Source organism: Vibrio sabulosilitoris, assembly GCF_055391395.1.
Map to the genome: position 1 here is coordinate 1300579 of NZ_AP029600.1, position 19557 is coordinate 1320135.

Annotated in this window: 17 protein-coding genes; 7 read left to right on the forward strand and 10 right to left on the reverse strand. The window is 44.8% G+C overall.

From position 1 onward, the window contains the following. Positions 1–17: 17 nt before the first annotated feature. Positions 18–2009 (reverse strand): CocE/NonD family hydrolase, encoded by a 1992-nt coding sequence (locus tag ACZ5R2_RS21290; RefSeq protein ID WP_464902622.1) that lies wholly within the window; start codon positions 2007–2009, stop codon positions 18–20. 154 nt (positions 2010–2163) lie between these two features. Between ACZ5R2_RS21290 and ACZ5R2_RS21295 the strand changes: the two genes are divergently transcribed. Then, positions 2164–3024, forward strand: coding sequence for a LysR substrate-binding domain-containing protein (locus ACZ5R2_RS21295; protein ID WP_464902621.1), 861 nt, complete (start codon positions 2164–2166; stop codon positions 3022–3024). 317 nt (positions 3025–3341) lie between these two features. Here ACZ5R2_RS21295 and ACZ5R2_RS21300 read toward each other — a convergent pair whose 3' ends face one another. From ACZ5R2_RS21300 to ACZ5R2_RS21310, 3 genes are read right to left on the reverse strand one after another with little or no spacing between them, the layout of a single operon-like run. Continuing rightward, positions 3342–4187 carry a dimethyl sulfoxide reductase anchor subunit family protein gene (locus ACZ5R2_RS21300; protein ID WP_464902620.1) on the reverse strand — a complete coding sequence of 282 codons (846 nt, stop codon included), beginning with the start codon at positions 4185–4187 and terminating at the stop codon, positions 3342–3344. Position 4188: 1 nt separating this feature from the next. Continuing rightward, on the reverse strand, positions 4189–4809 hold the full coding sequence (locus tag ACZ5R2_RS21305; RefSeq protein WP_464902619.1) for a DMSO/selenate family reductase complex B subunit: 621 nt from the start codon (positions 4807–4809) through the stop codon (positions 4189–4191). Positions 4810–4820: 11 nt separating this feature from the next. After that, a complete protein-coding gene (locus ACZ5R2_RS21310; RefSeq protein ID WP_464902618.1) occupies positions 4821–7262 on the reverse strand; it encodes a DmsA/YnfE/YnfF family dimethyl sulfoxide reductase in 2442 nt (813 codons plus the stop codon). 197 nt (positions 7263–7459) lie between these two features. Between ACZ5R2_RS21310 and ACZ5R2_RS21315 the strand changes: the two genes are divergently transcribed. The 6 genes from ACZ5R2_RS21315 (at position 7460) to tnpC (ending at position 11929) form a co-directional block, all read left to right on the forward strand. Further along, entirely contained in the window at positions 7460–8047 is a 588-nt protein-coding gene (locus tag ACZ5R2_RS21315) for a molecular chaperone TorD family protein (RefSeq protein ID WP_464902617.1), read from the forward strand. Continuing rightward, complete coding sequence (gene napF, locus ACZ5R2_RS21320; protein ID WP_464902616.1) at positions 8031–8543, forward strand: ferredoxin-type protein NapF; 513 nt, start codon at positions 8031–8033, stop codon at positions 8541–8543. Before ACZ5R2_RS21315 ends, napF begins: the two co-directional genes overlap by 17 nt. A 329-nt stretch (positions 8544–8872) precedes the next feature. After that, positions 8873–9517, forward strand: coding sequence for a hypothetical protein (locus ACZ5R2_RS21325; protein WP_464902615.1), 645 nt, complete (start codon positions 8873–8875; stop codon positions 9515–9517). 140 nt (positions 9518–9657) lie between these two features. Further along, complete coding sequence (gene tnpA / locus ACZ5R2_RS21330) at positions 9658–9978, forward strand: IS66 family insertion sequence element accessory protein TnpA (protein ID WP_464902614.1); 321 nt, start codon at positions 9658–9660, stop codon at positions 9976–9978. A 5-nt stretch (positions 9979–9983) separates the two neighbouring features. Further along, positions 9984–10328 (forward strand): IS66 family insertion sequence element accessory protein TnpB, encoded by a 345-nt coding sequence (gene tnpB / locus ACZ5R2_RS21335; RefSeq protein ID WP_464903654.1) that lies wholly within the window; start codon positions 9984–9986, stop codon positions 10326–10328. Between the two features lie 59 nt (positions 10329–10387). Then, complete coding sequence (gene tnpC, locus ACZ5R2_RS21340; RefSeq protein ID WP_464902613.1) at positions 10388–11929, forward strand: IS66 family transposase; 1542 nt, start codon at positions 10388–10390, stop codon at positions 11927–11929. Positions 11930–12419: 490 nt separating this feature from the next. Here tnpC and ACZ5R2_RS21345 read toward each other — a convergent pair whose 3' ends face one another. The 6 genes from ACZ5R2_RS21345 to ACZ5R2_RS21370 all read right to left on the reverse strand — a co-directional run bounded on the left by ACZ5R2_RS21345 (position 12420) and on the right by ACZ5R2_RS21370 (position 19557). Next, positions 12420–13958 (reverse strand): hypothetical protein, encoded by a 1539-nt coding sequence (locus ACZ5R2_RS21345; RefSeq protein WP_464902612.1) that lies wholly within the window; start codon positions 13956–13958, stop codon positions 12420–12422. Positions 13959–14065: 107 nt separating this feature from the next. Further along, the gene (locus ACZ5R2_RS21350; RefSeq protein ID WP_464902611.1) at positions 14066–14707 is read right to left on the reverse strand and encodes a hypothetical protein; all 642 of its coding nucleotides are present in this window, start codon (positions 14705–14707) and stop codon (positions 14066–14068) included. Between the two features lie 50 nt (positions 14708–14757). Continuing rightward, the gene (locus tag ACZ5R2_RS21355) at positions 14758–15414 is read right to left on the reverse strand and encodes a phospholipase D family protein (protein WP_464902610.1); all 657 of its coding nucleotides are present in this window, start codon (positions 15412–15414) and stop codon (positions 14758–14760) included. Positions 15415–15467: 53 nt separating this feature from the next. Then, the gene (locus tag ACZ5R2_RS21360; protein WP_464902609.1) at positions 15468–17021 is read right to left on the reverse strand and encodes a class I SAM-dependent DNA methyltransferase; all 1554 of its coding nucleotides are present in this window, start codon (positions 17019–17021) and stop codon (positions 15468–15470) included. Between the two features lie 8 nt (positions 17022–17029). Continuing rightward, positions 17030–17839, reverse strand: a complete 810-nt coding sequence (locus ACZ5R2_RS21365; protein ID WP_464902608.1) for a hypothetical protein — start codon at positions 17837–17839, stop codon at positions 17030–17032. Continuing rightward, on the reverse strand, positions 17839–19557 hold the full coding sequence (locus ACZ5R2_RS21370) for an AAA family ATPase (RefSeq protein ID WP_464902607.1): 1719 nt from the start codon (positions 19555–19557) through the stop codon (positions 17839–17841). The genes ACZ5R2_RS21365 and ACZ5R2_RS21370 overlap by 1 nt, the downstream gene beginning before the upstream one ends.

A 19557-nucleotide genomic window follows, 5' to 3' on the forward strand; every position in this document is an offset into this window, starting at 1 on the left:
TCATCCTTGATATGAGATTACATGTAGTTCCGTTTTATGGTTTCATCAAAGCTCTTTTCAAAGATGACTTTGTCTTCGACTCGCGCCGTCCAATGCGCCTTAATGTAGAAATGTGATGCATCACAAGTCATTTCATAATCGGCTTCGATGCCCGTACGCCAGCCCTCGCGCCCCATATCAACACAAAGGTGGATAGCATTTTTTGCGCTAAGTGGGTCTTGTGGATGGATAGACATCGCCTGCTCAATGATAAAATCAATCTCGCTGGCACAGGAAGCAAAGCGCTGACGGCCAAAATCCTCGTATGTCTCAAGTATGTGGGTCCCCGTCTTGTAATCACGATGCACCACCCGCTTGCTACCTGGCGCTCGCAGCAGATCGCCTGCAAAGGTCACGGGGCTATCATAATCAGGCACCAAATCGGAGGGTGTCGGTGACATGTTCAACGGAACCGTCACCGAGCAACGCGATGGGTACAGTGTCAGTGTTGCATCCTCGCCACATGGCCAGATTAATGGCCAGTAGGCCGTAGATACCGCAATACGTACCTTATGGCCTTTGGGGACGACGTAAGCCATATGGTTGAGCGGGATATCCACCTCGTAGATCTCTCCTGCAACCAGCGGGGCCGGGAACTCATGACTGTCACGATGAGACAAGTTGAGCAAGCCATGAGTAATTCGAGTAACCTCCCCTGTCGGGTGTACATCAGAAATTCTCACTACCGCATAGGCCTGAGGTTTGTCGCTCGACAGTGCCAGATGCGCCATGACCTGACCTGCCAGTGGCAAGTCTTCATCCAAGGTATCGGTATCAAACACCAGCGAGCCAGCATCATCCAGCCTTTGATCACAAGGCTGCTCCATATCCAGGCGGATACCAACACAGAAACGCCCGCCATCCAATCCCACCGTGTGTGGCGAGCGAATACTGACTGGGGCTGAGTCAGACACCGAGGCCGACAAGTACTTGTCTGCGAAATGCCAAGTACGGTGCTCTGTAAATGGTGACGGCCAGGTCGGCTCACTGACCCAGCGCCCCGGGCGATGCTCATAATCCGTTTGCGGTAACACGGCGTCTTGCAAGTAATAGTGAAGCTCTGGCTCGCTGTCGATACCATTATCGACCCCTTTCAGCCAGCGATCCCACCAGCGAACCGACTCAGCAACATAATCCATTTTCGGATTGGGATAGGCGATATTGGGATACTTGTGGGCCCAAGGACCCACGAGACCCTTTTTCGGTCCAGATAGGTTGCTGAGCAAGGTAAAGACGGTATTACGATACCCGTCAGCCCAGCCACCCATCGCATAGACTGGTATCTCAATATCTGAGTAGTTTTCACATACTGAGCCGTGCTTCCAGTACTCAGAGCGGGTCTGATTGGTCAGCCATGGCTTAGCCAGAAAGGGCATTTGGTTAAGGCGCTTAAGCCAGATAGACTGCCAGTCATCACCGACTAAGCTCGCATCCGGTGCCCGGCCCAGCGCATACGCCCAAAAGAAAGCCGCCCAATCCATGTTATCGTTAAGCAGACAGCCACCCGAGAAATGAATGTCATCGCGGAAACGATCGTCGGTTGAGCACTGGGTGATGATCGCTTTCAACGCAGGAGGCCCAAGTGCCGCCACTTGAAGAGAATTAAAGCCGCCCCAGGAAATCCCCACCATACCAACGCTACCATCACACCATGGCTGCGACGCAATCCAGGCGATCACATCACATCCGTCTTGCAGCTCTTGCGCAGAGTACTCATCGTCGAATAGCCCCTCCGATTCACCGCAACCACGCAGATCCACCCGAATGCAAGCATAACCATGGGCGGCGGTCTGTGGCATCGTGATCTCATCACGAATAACAGTGCCATCATTCTTTCGGTAAGGGAGAAATTCAAGTATCGCTGGGACTGGGTTGGTCAGAACATCTTCAGGCATCCATGCCCGGTAAGCAAGTCGGGTACCATCAGGAAGGGTCAGCCATTCATGATGGCACTCTTGTACGGTATTCATGCAAATCCTTTTGTTTACTGCAGAACTGACTATGTTAAAGGGTTCAATTTGTCAGTAAATCAGTATTTAGTTACCATAGCCTTAACTAAAAGTTCACACAAGAGCCACAATGCCTATAGACCCCAAGTTAATACCCTCCAGTAGCAGCCTGATCATGTTCGAATCTGCAGCACGATTGGGAAGCCTAACCAAGGCCGCGGACGAGCTTTGCGTCACACCGACAGCCGTGAGCAAGCAGATAAAACAGCTGGAAGAGTTGCTAAGCACTGAGCTGTTTATTCGCTCACCGCAAGGGGTACGTCTCACCGATTACGGCAAGATATACATCGAGAAGGTCACGCAGGCATTGACGATTCTTGCAGAAGAGACGTTAAATATGGACGAGGCCGCGGCTATCCCCGCGCTCGATATCGAGGTGGGACCGTGTTTCCTCCATTTCTGGCTACTACCAAAACTCAACCTTTTTCGACAGGCCCATCCGGATGTCTTGTTTAATCTCAAGGTTAACAATGAACGCCAGGTTGCCAGCGAGGCCAATTACGATGTTGCCTTTTTCTACTCCCCCATCCATGCACAAAACCACAACAACTACCTACTTTTCGCTGAGCGCATGCTACTGGTATGCAGCCCGGGGTTTCTCGACAAGCAAGGCGGCGAAATAGACATCACCAATGTGTTCGATCTACCACTCATTATGCTCAAAGATGAGTTGGAGTTCTGGGAAGGCTGGCAGAGCTGGTCCAATAAGGCCGGGCTTGAATACCGCATCCCCTACGACGCCATCTGTATGACCGACCAAGTTGCAGTGATTCAGGCGGCCATTAATGATACGGGAATCGCGCTTGTTTGGGATTGGCAGGTAAAAGAGCTATTGGAAACTGGCCAGTTGATCGCGTTAACTGAGATGATGGATTTTACAGAGAAAGCCTATTTTCTCTCTATCGCTGACCACTGTACTAATCCTGGGGCTCAGCTTTTTGTTGATTGGGTGATTGGTCAAAAGGATAAAGAGTAGGTCTTATAGGTATGATTTAGATACAAAAAGATGCCCAAAGACGCCTCTCTTTGAGGAGAGAGATATCATACATGGCAGGTTTGGCCGTCATCGAGCTGACTCAAAGATAGTCTCGCGATAGTAAGTGGTATTAGGGATAGCTAAATACTGAATACTCTTACGTCTAGCAATATACTGCCAATAGCACGTGCTCTCCGATAGACTATGAGTTCATTTCGTTTAGAAAAGGATCTTGTTGAGTTGTCCAGATCCCACCAACATAAAAAAGCACACCCGAAGGTGTGCTGTCGCTTAATCAAAGATATCAATCGCGAGGCCTAGAAACCAGTGGTCATATGCAGGCTGTAAAATAGACCACGACCAATCAGCTCTGAACCAATAATCAGTACCAGTGCCAAACCAAGATTAATCGGATTGACTGACTTCTTATTAAGAAGAGGCAGAAGCCATATCAGCAAGCCCGCTAAAAGAAGTGCAACTTGAACGACAAGGTACATACCCAGACCATCTACTAGCTCACTCGCTTTTACCGCTGAGGTTTGCACTTCACCAATAAAGTTTGCTTTAGAGACAGTCACCATAAGGCTGATGGCTACCACGACTACCGCTAGCATTGCGAAGTTACGGCTAAGCTTTAACTCGGCTTCATCCGCACTAGCAAAGACCAAGTGCGAGAACAGAAGGCCAGCAACGGCTATGGTCATGATAAAGCTCATTGGGGTGTAGATATTATTCCAAGTAGGAACGGTATCAATCATGTACACATTGATCATGGCATACATAAACACAACACCTAGAGCCATTGCAGCGAACATCAGGATCTTCTGCAAACCTGCACCGCCCTTATTTAGGACAGACAGTAGCCACTGAAGGCCACCGACTGCAAAGAACGCCGCGCCGAAAAAAATCTCGTTAGAAAGCCATGCCGAGCCAAACTGGTTCAGTGCATTGAACGCGCGCAGTGGCGAGCCAAGGTGGGCAGTTGAGAACAAGAAGCCAACCCCCATGAGTGCCCAAAGGAAGAACATTGGGATTTTATAACGGTTGATCTTATCGCTATCGTGGCCATCCACCAGCGCGCGGCAGCTAACCAGCACATACGCACCAACCACTGTCTGTGCAAACACAGTAAAGAAGATCAGAGACCATTCATGGAAAATCATCTTACACCTCCTTCGGGTTAGCTAGGAAACCACTGGTATCGCCAGTGGGCTTAGAGTTCTTGTTTAGCTTAATAACGATGTTCGGTATCGTCTGCGTAGAGTGCGGAAGCGGTGCAACGTCTGCGTTAATACCGTACTTAGCACGCAGTTCGTTGATCTCACCAAATTCGAGAGCACGTAGCGGACAAGAAGTCACGCACATAGGCTGCTTGCCTTGGGCAACACGTTGATAACAACCGTCACACTTGGTCATATGACCTTTCTCTTTGCTGTACTGTGGTGCGCCGTAAGGGCATGCATTTTCACAGTGACGACAACCGATGCAGATATCCTCACTCACAATGACTAGGCCATCTTCCTGGCGCTTGTGCATGGCACCCGACGGGCACACCTTCACACACGCAGGGTTTGAGCAGTGGTTACATGCAATAGAAAGATAGTAAGAAAACACATCTTTCTGAATCCAGGTATCCCCGTCTTGTACAAAACCACCCCCTGCATACTCGTAGATGCGTCGATAGTTCTGTTTGATGTCGAGATCTCGATAATCTTTACAAGCAAGCTGGCAAGTCTTACAACCTGTGCATTTACTTGAATCTATGTAAAAGCCGTACTGTTTCATTCCAGTCTACCTTATGCCTTTTTAACCGCTTGAATTTGAACCAAATTCGAGTGCTGAGGGTTACCCTTAGCCAATGGACTTGGACGTTGCGTGGTCAATACGTTGATAGAGCCTGCACGGTCAATTTTCTGACCATCAGGGGCATACCAAGCACCCTCACCTAGCGCGACAACACGTGGCAAGATACGGGGGGTTACTTTGGCTGGAATATGCGTTTCTCCACGGTCATTAAAGATCCGCACCATGTCGCCATTCTCAATACCACGCTCCTTTGCATCGATTGGGTTAATCCACAATTCTTGTGGAGCCGCCGCCTTGATCTCGGCGACGTTGCCATACGTCGAGTGCGTACGTGACTTATAGTGGAAACCAGTAAGCTGCAGCGGGTATTTCGCTGTGAGCGGGTCGTTATGACCTTCAAACGAGTCCACATAGATAGGAAGCGGATGGATCACATCGCCTTCTGGAAGTTTCCAGGTTGCTGCGATATCTGCAAGCGCTTCTGAGTAGATCTCAATCTTACCACTCGGTGTCGTTAGCGGGTTCGCCTCTGGGTCTTTGCGAAAATCTTCATAAGCAATGTAGTGGTGATCGTGACTACGCTTGTAGATGCCCATCTCTTTCATCTCTTCGAAGGTTGGAAGATCTGGGTCATTCTTGCGCGTTTCAGCGTAGAGATGCTCTACCCACTCTTCTTGTGTGCGACCTTCCGTGAACGCTTTCTCTACACCCATGCGCTTAGCCAGTTGGCTACATATCTCGTAGATGCTCTTAGCCTCAAACTGAGGCTCAATCGCTTTTTGCGCATAGATGAAATAAGGCATGTTTGCTGCTTTGCCATCCATCGCCCAGTCTTCTTGCTCAGACGTGGTCAAATCAGGCAGGATAATGTCCGCGTATTTTGCAGAAGAGGTCATGTGGTTATCAATCACCACGATCATCTCACACGCCTTATCATCTTGAAGGATGTCATGGGTGCGGTTGATGTCTGAGTGCTGGTTGATAATACAGTTACCTGCGTAGTTCCAGATCATCTTAATCGGGTTTTTTAGACGCTCAGCACCGCGTACACCATCAGTAATGTCGGTCATCTCTTCGTGACGATAGATAGCATCGGTCCACAAGAACATAGAGATAGAGGTTTGAACTGGGTTGGGTACCGTCGGGAAGCGTACAAATGGGATATTGATGTCACTTTCACGAGCCCCCGTTGAACCGCCGGAAACACCTACAGAGCCAGTTAAAAGTGACAGCATAGCAATGGCGCGACACGCTAGCTCACCGTTGGCCGTGCGCTGTAAACCCCAGCCTTGGTGGATGGCACAGGGTTTGTTGTTACCCATTTCGCGGCCAAGCTTCACAATCGTATCCACTGGAATACCTGTGATCTTCGCAGCCCATTCAGGGGTTTTCTCAACGCCGTCTTCGCCCTTACCTAGGATGTAAGATTTATAGTCGCTGTTCTTTGGCGCTGAGGCAGGAAGTGTCTTCTCGTCGTAACCTACACAGTATTTGTCTAGGAAAGCTTGGTCGACTAGATCCTCGGTGATCATCACGTGCGCAAGGCCTGCGACTAGAGCCGCGTCGGTCGAAGGACGAATTGGAATCCATTGATCTTCACGGCCACCAGCGGTATCGGTATAACGCGGGTCAACGATAATAGTGCGAACATTAGAGAGGTTCTTGCTTTCTACATAGTGGTGAATAAGACCACCACCAGACATACGCGTTTCTGCCGGGTTATTACCGAACTGAACATTAAGCTTAGCGTTTTGCAGATCGGAGAAAGAGTTGTTATTCGCCCAACCGCCATAAGTGTAACTTAGGCCCTTAGCGATCTGCGCTGTTGAGTAGTCGCCATAATGATTCAGATAGCCACCACATAGGTTCATAAGACGCGCAATCAAGGTTTGCGCTGGTGGCCATGACTTAGTGACCGTGCCACCCAGAGTACCAGTACCATAGTTTAGATAGATAGAGTCATTACCGTAATCCTTGATAAGGCGTTGCATGCTAACGGCAATTTCGTCGTAGGCCTCTTCCCAAGTGATACGCTTGAACTTACCTTCACCACGCTTACCGATACGCTTCATCGGGTATTTTAGCCGGTCTGGATTGTAAACACGGCGGCGCATAGAGCGACCACGTAAGCACGCACGTACCTGATGATCTTGGCCGTAAACGTCGTCGCCTGTGTTATCGGTTTCGACGTATTTGATTTCGCCATTTTGAACGTGCATACGAAGGGGGCAACGCGAACCGCAGTTAACGGTACACGCACTCCAAACCACTTTTTCATCCACCGCTTCGGTTGCCGCAGCTGCGGCTGACTTTGATTTAAAGGGTAAGGTGATCCCACTAGCGACAGCCGCTACACTACCAAGAGCGGAGGAAGCCTTGATAAACCCACGTCGGGTCATGTTCAGAGCAGAATCTTTATCATTATTTTTCATATAAAGGTGCCTTCGATTATTCCTAACTCATACTTTAGGACCAGAAACCCCAAGTGCACCTCTTTAGCAAAGCTATCTTGATAATTATCAATAAACCAATAAAAATAAATCTAAAACTGAAATTATGAGGTTTCGCTCAAAGACACTCCGAACCAAACAAGGTACATTTCACCAAACAGGCTCCGTCGTAAACAATAATGATTATCAATTCAAAAAGTACTGCCAAAATTTTAGGAGTCCTCTTCTATCAGTGGCAATCCAAAGCAGAGACTCAATCCCTCATATCTGCATTAACACTGGAACATGTGCTCACTTCTGAGTGCAAATCAGCACTTATCTCTGAGCCAGAAGAATCTCTTAGCCATGAATTTCAAAGACTTTTTAATGGAATTGGCCCGATGCCTGCACCACCTTGGGGCTCTGTATACCTAGATAAGGACAGAGTTATTTTTGGTCACTCAACCGTAGATTATCGTCAATTTCTGCATAGCCAAGATATGGATATGGACACAGGCACACGTGAGCCTGAAGATCAATTTGGTTTAATGCTTATGGCGTACTCTTATTTACTTGAAGTGAATAAAGTTAAGGCCGCTATCGAGTTATTAGAAAAGCACCTACTTCCTTGGGCACCTGATTACTTACAACTGCTGTCAAACTCTACAGATATTAAATACTTCAAAGCCTTAGCGGTTGAAACCAAGCAGTGGCTAGCGGTACTGGTTGAGGAAAACCAGCTTCAGGTTGAACAAAAAAAGCTCTATCTCGATGCAAGAATCCATTGACAACAAACGTCGCGGTTTTCTAACCCGAGCCTTAAAGCCTATTCAGCAATCTAAAGCTGAGAATGAGGTACATCAAAGGTCAATGCCCCGCCCTCCTCGCGCGGTAGCCGAGCCTCTATTTGAGCGCCTTTGTAATAATTGTGGCGAGTGTGAGTTGGCCTGCCCTAATAGCGTAATCGAAAAGCAAGAAACGAACATTAAGATCAATCTTGATTACAACACTTGCTCGTTTTGCGATGCCTGTACGCAAGTGTGTCCAACTGGCGCTCTGCATATGACCTCCGAGCCACATATCGATCTAAAACCCAAATTTGCTGAGGCATGCAATAACCATCTTGGGTTGGACTGTGATGAGTGTGAACGAGTTTGTGGTACAAAGGCGATCTCAATTGAAGAAGGTGAACTGCCTAAGCTGAATGCAGATAAGTGCAATGGCTGTGGAGAGTGTCGCAGGGCTTGTTATATTGGGGCTGTGTCTATGGAACTGGGGTCTTAACAGCTCACCTTCAAATAAGCTAGTATTAGATATTAGTTTACGATAGGACTTTATGCTCAAGCCCGTAAATTTATCAAACATCAATTTATGATTGCCCTTTATGGTCAAGCTTATCTTGAATATTTCTCGTCATCAATGAAGCTAGCTGGCGTCAATGTATTCGACTTTAGCTTGGCCTTAAATCTACCAACACCACTACGTTAAGTGCGCTTATAACTTCTACTTTAATCACATTTTTACAACTCAAATATGTAATTTTTAATCACAATCATCCATTTTTTACCATATAAGCTACGCTAAAATTCATGTCATTCTGAAAGGTATGGATTATGAAATTTATTTTCTACTTTTTACCACTACTGCTCGTAGGTTGCGGTTCTATACCAAGTGAAGATGCATTGGTTGTTGCAAATGAAAGCTACTTTATTCAATCAAAAAGGGATGAGAATACTATTCAGAGGGAGCAAGAATTAAATAGTTTAATCTATGGCAATTTGTCCAAGGCTTATAAAAATATCTATGGACCAGAATTCGAGGATGAATCATTAGTTTGGAAGAACCAAAAATTTCTGCCAGATTACTTAAACAACGATCCCTTAATCCAAAAACTGATAAAGCTATCTGAGAGTGACATCGTACGAGGTCAAGTAGAATCGATTGATATTTCACCAAAGGACATTGAGGAGTTTGCTGCTCTAATAAAGAATAATTACGGTTCAAATTCCTCTATGAGAACTATGACTTCTGGTGAAGATGCACCTTTGAGTGGCTCGAAAGCTAATAGCAACCAAGTTAAGGTTAATGACACAATTTCAAAATACTTGAAGTTGTACTACTCAGACGATGCGGGATACATCGATAGAGATGGCATTTCCTACAAAATGCCAGAAATTGTTACATCAGTCGGTAATGACTCGATATCTGCTGTACTTCGAATTGTCTTGGATGGCGTATTTGATTCGATCCTGAAATGAATACTCTATCAAACTACACGAAATCCGTTCAATCAATCGGAGCCGGAGTGACGTTTTGGTGTAAGCGCCCCATAAACACCGCATTCTAATAGTCTCAGTCCCCAATTATGATCTTATTTCACTAACACGGAGGTAAGATTATGGCTAAACGACGTAGTGACCAGGAATGGCAGGCATTATTCGAGCAATACGAAGCGAGCGAACTCACTCAACGTGCCTTTTGTGAGCAGAACAATCTCAGTCCATCGACCTTTTTCGCTAAGCGGCAACGGCTACAGCAAATAAGTACCAACCAAAACAGTGGCTTCGTTAAGGCACAACTTGTCGAAAAGACCACTCACTATCAATCGGTGCGCACGTCAGTAGCGAATATGACACTCTCTTTGGGTGAGGTTGAACTCAGCATACCGCCAGGCACGTCAGCTGCCTATGTTGCAGAGCTGATTGGAGCCTTGTCGTGAAAAGAATGCTCAGTGCCCCGAACATCTTTCTATATCGCGAAGCTGTCGACTTTCGAAAGTCGATTAACGGCCTAGCTGCCATCATTGAATCTGAGACCAACTTGCCTCTAGGGTCTGGTGCTTTGTTCCTCTTTACGAATAAACAACGCGACAAAGTTAAAGTCTTGTACTGGGATAAAACTGGCTTCGCACTCTGGTACAAGCGCCTTGAAAAAGCCAAGTTCAAATGGCCCTCGAAAGAGAAAAAGGCTGTCTTCATCTTAACCGACTTTGAGCTAGATAGGCTGCTCTCGGGCTTCACTATTATTGGTCACAAAGCAGTTGAAATACATGATTTTACAATGAGTTAATCGTAATAAAAGACTTATCTATCAGGCTTTTATAATGTGCATTTAGTATAATAAATGCCATGAAAACGACACCTGATATTAACCCAGAAAGCCAAGATGTTGCCGAGCTTCAAGCGATGGTGAAAGCCTTGTTGACTCAACAAGAGCAGAAAGAATCGCAGTGGGAGCAAGAGCGCCAGTCCTTGATTGAGCAGTTCAAGCTAGCGCTTGAACGCCAGTTCGCAAAACGCTCTGAGGCCTTAAAGCCTTACGATGAAGCGCAAGGCGACCTGTTTAACGAGGCAGAATCTGAGTTAGTCAAAGAGGAAGAGGCACCAGTTACTTCATCGAAAACCACCAAGCCGCGAGGTAAACGCAAGCCACTACCTAAAGACCTACCGCGCGAGCGTATCGTTCTTGACCTTGATGAGCAGGAAAAACAGTGTCCTTGCTGCCAGGGTGAGCTGCATAAAATCGGTGAAGACTACAGTGAAAAGCTCGAGTTCACCCCAGCGGTGCTGAAAGTGCTTGAGTATGTTCGGCCTAAATATGCGTGTCGTCAGTGTGAGCAGCAAGCTGACCAAAGCCAAATACATCAGAAGCCATCACCACAAAGCATCATTCCAAAGAGCTTCGCCACTGAAAGCTTGCTTGCCAACATTATCCTCGGCAAATACCAGTACGCACTGCCACTCTATCGCCAAGAAACCTTGTTCAGCCAGTCGGGTATCGAGCTGTCTCGAACGACGATGGCAAGGTGGGTAATACAGGTCAGTGAGCGGTTCGCACCGCTTTACCAAGTACTCAAACATCACCTTCTTAAACAAGTTGTTGTTCACGCCGACGAAACCCCACTCAATGTGCTCAAAGAAGAGAAGAAAGCCTATATGTGGCTCTACTGCTCAGGTGCAGACTCGCCAAAAGCCAGTGTTGATGATACAAAAAACATCGTCTTGTTCGACTATCAAAATAGTCGCGCAACTGCTTGCCCTGCGACCTTCTTAGGTGACTACAATGGCTATCTTCAAAGTGATGGCTATGCCGTTTACGATAGGCTAGATAAGGTGACCAACGTGAGTTGCTTTGCTCACGCTCGTCGCAAGTTCATGGATGCTAAAAAGCTGCAGGGAAAAGGCAAAGCAGGTAAAGCTGACGTAATCCTAGCGAAAATCCAGAAGCTCTATGCGTTGGAAACGAGGCTGAAAGGCAGCACGGCTGAGGAGCGCCTGATAGCAAGGCAGACTCAAGCTAAACCGATGCTCGATGACATCCATCACTGGCTTGCCACGCAGAAAGTGGTTGGGTCGGGTGAACTTGGTAAAGCCATCAAATACACCCAAGGGCAGTGGCCGAAGTTGGTTCGTTATATCGACGACGGACACTTATCCATCGATAATAATCGTGCTGAGCGTGCAATTAAGTCGCTGGTTATTGGGAGAAAAAATTGGCTTTTTGCTGATAACTCAAGAGGCGCTGATGCTAGCGCAATGCTCTACAGCATCATCGAAACGGCAAAAGCAAATGACTTAATCCTCTACAACTACATGGTTCATTGCTTGAAAGAGCTTGCCAAACCTGAGCCGGATGTCGACTCGCTGCTTCCTTGGAACTTCGATTATTAAAGCGCACCACGTGGGATCGTGGGGCGCTTACGTTTTGGTATTAGTGTCACCTTTGATGAAAGTTGCCGTTCTACGGCGACTTCATTCTGACTTCAACCCCTAACTCTAAATGTCACTTAAAGCATACACTTAAACATACACTTAAGCATACAAAGAAAACTGGGAACGTAAGAGACTAAAGAAACGCCATGACACATCGGTTTCTCTATTTTTCAGTGGGTTATAGAACGCAAAAAGCCCCTAGATATCTCTAGGGGCTCGAATGTGGCGGGAGTGAGGCAGTCGAAAAGTCCACATAAAGCACTGATTATTAGAAACAATTAAAAATAAAGAACAACAGTGGTACATTCAGTGGTACATAAATAAACAACCAGTTGATACTACCTGCTACGATTAGACGCATCCACTTGGTTACCATAAATAGTACAAAGCATTGCTCAGAACTCTCACTCAGTTCATCGGGCTATTAGTTACAATAGCTATTGCAGACCTAACCTTGCTCAACTACTGTTTTGACACTATCTAACCAGTTTACTCCTCCAACTAATCTCTCAGCAGGAGAAACGGGCACAACGTGAACCTTACTTCGATTAACTGCACTAATCCTCAACTTCTGAACCAATGTTCGTTTCTGTTCTTCTGCTGTTCCATCAGTATCTAAACAAACCCAATGTAAAGACTTACCGTTATCTTCTATCAACTGACGAAACAATCCGTTGATATGGCTATCATCAATATTGAAACCATACCCAATCACAACTATGGCGTCACACTCGGAGTAACTATCAAACAAGCTAACATAACGTCTTGACATATCGACAGATGTTAAGGGCTTTAGCCCGCTTTGAGTCAGTATAAACGGTACATGGATTTGATCTTGTGGAACATCATTATCATCTTGGCAAAATACAACCGAGTTTTTATATGGATTGTAGTAATCACAGACACCACCATTTAACTGGTGAACACTTGGTATTTGATAATTAAGTTGCCCAGCAATTGTCTCGATGAGGTTATTATAGTTAGCTGTTCCTATTGCGGAAATTTCAATACCAAGAGCTTCACAACGTTGAAGATCATGATAGTATCCGCTGTTGGGTAGACTGCCAATATTCTCTAGCTGCTCCTTAATGTACTTCCTTGTTGCCCACAAAAAAATAACCATTTTTGAGAACTTAGCCCACTCTGTTTTTGGGGAGTATAAATAGCGAAAATGACTATCAATGAGTGACTGATAGTCTAATACAGTGGTAAATATATTTTCTAGAAGTTGTTGCGCCAAAGCGGAGAGCAAGTCTGATATCGACCCATTCTCTACATCGTATTCTCGCTTCGATTCCATTAATAGTTCCAAAGCACTTAATCCAGCTTGATTGAACTCAACTTTGAACATTCCGGAAACATCATCAAATATAGGGATATCGTCAGGCGCGGCTTCAAACAGCTCTTGATTAAGTCGCTGAACCAGCTCTTGTCCGTGGGCCCCAACCAAAAGTTGTAAAAAGGCCCCTGCATACCTCTGAAGATCAGCAGTGTTTTCTTTAACACGCAGTACACTCAGCATTGCTGAGTACATTTCGCTGCCAAACAATCTCACTTCATCAGAAAGTAAGCTATTCATCTGAACAGCAGTAGAAAACAGCTGATCACCGAACGCATGATCCATTTCAGTGTTAAATTTATCAACAACAACTTTCTTATCTATTCCGAGGTCTATCAGGGCTTTGTCGGCTTCCACATCAAAGTCGTTAAGCCTACGAACTATTTCTGACTTCCTGTACTCAATCGACGATTCAATTAAACTAGTAAACTCATTCTTCCCAAAGGCATGAATCCTCTGTGTAGCGTACTTTTCTGGTAGCCAACTTGTAACGTACGTATCGTATTGGTTTAGGCTTCTCAACTGGTCTCGCAACGCCTGTTTATGCTCACTAACATCTTGGCGAAACAAATCGATCGCAAACTTTCCACCAATCGGGAGCCCATAACCTACTTCAGCACCCGCTCCAAAGAAAAAGCCTAATTTCATACGTTGACCACCATACATTTAAATGAGCATACAGTGTCATAAAACTACTTTCAGGACAGCGTTTCCCTTCACATTTTTGGTATAGCTAGACGGAATATTATTTTTTATCAGATATTTACCTTTACCGGATACCCAAGGGCTCTAAGAGCCTTGTTAGTACGGCCATTTCTTGGTGGAGTATCTTCAGGTCTAGCCCAACCAATAACCTCAGCAATCGAACTAATACCATAGTGCGCGAATCGATAGTCTTCATGCTTACTTGCTTGATAGATGCGCTCCCACATATTTTCAGGTTTACCCCCGTAGAGCACGAAATCTAATAGCTCTATCACCGTTTGCCCTTTACCATTTCGTTGGTTGTATGACCAGTCTGTAAACAGCGGAAGCCTTTCTTCTCTGGTCAATGACTTCTGATTTGGCCTTCCCAAAGACTCTGTGCTCATTTTAATTAAGTGGTCCATCGTTGCATGAGTTGCCCTCAAAATACCTTGAAGATCATCTCTTGTAACTGAACCTATGTGGTTCCTAGACAAGTTATTGCGAATAAGTGGCGCATTGACTTCGATATTGAAATCTTCTTGTGAAGGGGGCTCAGGTAAGTCCTGCCACCACTGAAGCATAGTCATTAAAGTTGCTTGTGGGTTCTTACAATGCTGTTGATAGTCGTCTTCGTATGGATATGTATTGTTATCACGTCTAACTTTGTTGTAGTAATAGGCGTGTAAGAATTGATCAACTTGCCAATACACCGGAGTATCATCCGCTATCCATTTAGGTCTGAAATCATTGATCTGAGAAGCTATGTTCTTGATTGTCGAAAGTGTACTCTCCCACTCTTTCCTAAAGTTGTCCTTTCTCTTGTCCTTCGCTTTGCGATCATCAATAAAGCTAACCCCCCCCATTCAGGTATTTTGCGTTTATTCGCTCTTTCCTTATCCTCTTTCATTCTTTGTTTGTTTAGCTCGAGAAGCGCTTTTTGCTCTTTTATGATGGCCTCGTTCAAATCAAAACAAACGTCTAAAGACTCCAAACTTTCGAAAAACTCTGATAACTGCTCAGCCATTCCTGAATCAACAAGATCACTTTCGCTAAAGAAAACTCCGGCTTCTATATTTGAATTCCACGCTCGATCGGTAAGGTTTGCCGAACCAACATATGCACCATACCCCTTCCACCAAATCACTTTACTGTGGAGAGAATCTGGTACCAACTTACAGAAGATATTGTTTTTTGTGTTGGCTAAAAGTTTAGATAAAAAAGCTGGCGATACGGGAACCGTATGATCATACCTCATCCAAATATCAAGCCTATAACGGTTATCAATACAGTGCTGAAGTAGCTCTGTTCTATCATCACCATAAGCGATTGCAGCAACCACACCATCAACCTCCGTTCCTGCAGGAGGCAACATTGTTCTAAAAAAATTCTTGTTTAAGCCATTCGCAATTAACTTCATATTTCCCAACCAAATATATAAAACACAAAAAAGGGGCGCAGGCCCCTATGTATTTAATCTTCGTCTTCTTCTACAAGTGCTTCTTCTACGCTTTTGAACTCTTCTAGTGCAGCGGTAAGCAACTCAACAATCTCACTAGCAATGACGGCTGGTGGCTGAAGGTTATCCGTATCTTCCAGTGACTCATCTTTCAACCAAGTGATATCGAGATTCGTCTTGTCTCTAGCTATGATCTCGTCATAACTGTATTCACGCCAACGACCATCTGGACCTGGGCCACCATCTGCTTCCTGAGCTTCTGCCCAAGTAGCAACTCGTGCTTTTTGATCATCTGCTTTATAAAGTTCAATAAACTCTTTAAAGTCATTCCAGACAAGTTTATTAGTTTTCAACGTTTTATGAACATTAGTTCGGTAGTCATAAACCCATACGCTTTTGGTCCACGCTTCTTTTGAAGCAGGCTTAGCATCGAAGAACAGTACGTTTGCCTTAACACCTTGAGCGTAAAAGATACCGGTTGGTAGACGTAGGATAGTGTGTAGGTTGAAACGTGTAAGTAGCTCTTTACGGATGGTTTCACCAGCACCTCCTTCAAACAAAACGTTGTCAGGTAGTACCACAGCGGCTTTGCCAGATTCTTTTCCGTCAACTCTTAACATATTGCCGATGTGTTGGACGAAGTTAAGTTGTTTGTTTGAGGTTTCTGCCCAAAAATCTTCACGAGTATAGGTCAGCTTTTCTTTCTCTAACTTACCAGTTGAGTCGTTAATGATAGTTACTGAGCTCTTTTTCCCGAAAGGAGGGTTAGCTAGAACCATATCAACTTTGTTAGATCCAACCTCTTTCGCCAATGCATCTGATGTAGAGATCGGGCACTCTTCAGCTCCAATACCATGGAGATACAGGTTCATGGCACATAAACGAGCCACCGAATCTGAAATGTCGTTACCACTTATCGCTTCATTTTTTAAGAAACGGTTCTCTTTTTTAGTCAGTGCTTTTGGTGTTCTTTCACCTGTTTCTCTATTAATATCAAAAGCAACATAGTCATGCGCGACTGTTAAAAATCCACCGGTACCACAAGCAGGATCGGCGATCTTCTGCATTGGCTTGGGTTGCATTACATCGACGATTGCCTCAATGATTGGCCGCGGAGTAAAGTATTGACCTGCACCTTTCTTCTCGCTTTCAGCACCTTTTTGTAACAAGCCTTCATAAATCTCACCTTTGACATCAATACTCAGCGAAGACCATGACTCTTTATTGATCATGGATATTAGGCGCTCAAGTTTCGCTGGGTCTTGAATTTTGTTCTGGGCTTTTCGGAAGATCATGCCCAGTGTACCTTTTTGGCTACCTAAGCTTTCCAGAGTATGACGATATTCCATCTCTAGGTCTGAGCCGTCTAGATCAATAAGTTTAGCCCAACGTTCCGCAGCTAAGCTCTCCCCCTCTTTACCACCTTCTGATCGCTCAGAAGACATTTTTAAGAAGATCAGATAGGTTAGCTGTTCTACGTAATCACCATACCCTACGCCTTCATCGCGCAATACATGGGCATAGTTCCATACTCGATTTACGATATCACCAGTTGTTAAATTGTTCATATTGTTCTCTAGGTCACTACTTCTAGCAAACCTTTTTCTTTAATTACTTGAATACATGCTGCTGTAAAAGGTTGATGCTCATCCATTAAACCAACAAGTTCATCTATCAAGTCATCACAACGAGCTTGATCTGGTTCAGATGCACCTGCTGCATCAATCAGTGTTTCACATAATCGACTGACATCATCCATAAGATCTTTTCGTAAATAGTTCCACGTACCTTCATCAAGATGGTAGTAAGCAATCGAGTCTGCCGCTCTTTTATTTTTCCACTCATCTTGGTCTACTGTATACGTTGGTATTGGTTTACCATCATTAGAGTCAAAACAAAGGAGTCTACAATCCCCTCTGACGGTTGGATCTAATAGGACGGGCTCTTCTGCTCGCTCACTTGCTTCATCTTGCGCTCGGACGCAGCCTTCTCGCAAAGGAAAGTAAGCACCTTTTCCGACAACTTCCCCTGTTAGGTAATCTGTTATTCGCACGTTTGAAGTAGGATGAGAAATTCGGAAATTCATCCAATCAAACGCCCTCCACCAGTACCCTGGATGTTGTTCTCCATTCAAGCCATGTGGTTTCTTTTTTGGGCGATAATGCTCTACGTGGCCTTCTTGCCTCTGTATAACGGCTTCCGAATACCAACACTTCATATTCCCAATAGTCCATAGCTGCGTTTTCAAAGCAGACCATCTACCGCCATTAGAATCAATAAAGTTGCTACGCTGGTCATCAGGTAGCGCAGATATTTCCGCCTTCGCATTATTAATATCAGTCAGATCGATTAGCCTTGGTAACTGCCGCTTATCTATATACCTCATTACTCGCTTTCCTTCTCAGACAGCTTTAATGCAATTTTTTCGGCTATGTTCTTTCTAAGCTCCCAGTTATTGTGGTTTGGTGCTGCATCCCCAATCTCTGGATGATCTTTTTGCGCCAGTGTCATCGCCCTAATGTACTCGATATAAAGCGGATCACGCGCAGCATGCGAAAAATCAAGCCTACCAAGCTGTACGTTCAGTTCTGCAAGTCTTTTCCTATCTTCATCGGATTTATCCGCTTTCAAACCTAGTTCACGCTTTTCATCAAGTAGCGCTAACGTATCCCGGTCTAGAGTTGACCTTAGCTTGAAAAAGTCACTGGTTAATATAGCTTGAAAGCCCATCCCCTTCGGGGCACTCGTTGGGTGATAACTATATATGGAGCCATCACTATTCTTGTCGACAATTACTACCTCGTGCTTGTCCAACCCAGCAAACGTTAACGGGTTATGAGTAGTTATAAGAATTTGACTACGCTTGGGGTCAACACCATGATCTTTGAGGTTTTTTAATAGATCTAAACACCATGCCGGATTTAAGTGAGTATCTGGTTCATCCAAGAGAAACAAGCTTTCATCTTGCTGAGTGAAACGCATCAGCCCAATAATAGTTAGTAGTTGCTGCTCACCTTCACTCATCTCGCTGAAGGTAATTGCGTCCTTAACGCCTCTTAGCTTGACTCTAATCTTCAATCCACTGCCGTCTAGACTCAAAACGTCGCTAAAAATTGCACTTTCTAAACGAGTGAAAAACTCTTTTGGTTCAAGTCCTTCAGCTAGTTTCTCGATACAGTTTTGAGAGTTTAAGAAGCAATACCTCGTCTCTAAATTTGTCGAGCGGTTTATTGATATCTCTTTTCTTTCTGAACCGTACATCGGTGCATAGGCAAGCTCAAATAACTTGTCTAAGAATGGCTCAACGTTTCCTCCAGCTCCCCAAAAACGTCTATCTTTTTTCTGCTTTGCTAATGTATTCTTCTTCGCTGAACTACTCCAATATGGTTCTTGAAGTGTAAATAGAACAGAAGACAAGCTCTCAATATCAAACTCATCTGATAAAAATTTTGCAGTACTTTCATCATTCTTGGCGAAAAAAGAGAGCAATGAAAATTGGCTATGGTGAGGCTTAGCTAAAAACATGGTGCGAAGAGACATCTCTTCACCATTTTTCTGATCTTGATAGTAGTCACGCTCATGATCTTCAAAAGCTTCATTAAAACGAGCAGATATACCTGAGTAATAACCAAATACATAGTCCGGCAATACTCGCGTATCAGGAAAAAAATAAACTCCCTTTTCATTTTTAATAGCTTGATTACGTCGATTAAATTCTGTCTCTTTGATTTCTACAAATAACTCTTCGACTTCTTCACTACTTTTATCTTCAATATCTGCGGCGTTTTCAATAACCCAGTAAGAGCGTTTAAATCTCTGAACATTTTCTCTTCTACTACCCTTACGCTTTGGCTTTCTAGCTGACTCGCCTTTCGAGACAACTTTCACATAGTGACCTCGACAACGATATTTAATCGCATACTCAAATTCAGACTCTTCACCAAGGTCTAAATCTCTGAAAATCCACGCGATAGACTCCAATATATTGGATTTTCCGACACCATTTCGACCAATAACAACTTGCCGTTCACTCTCAAGAGAGAAGTCGACCTCAAAGTTTGTTAGGTTTTTGAAGTTTTCTAAGCGTAACCAATCAATTTTCAC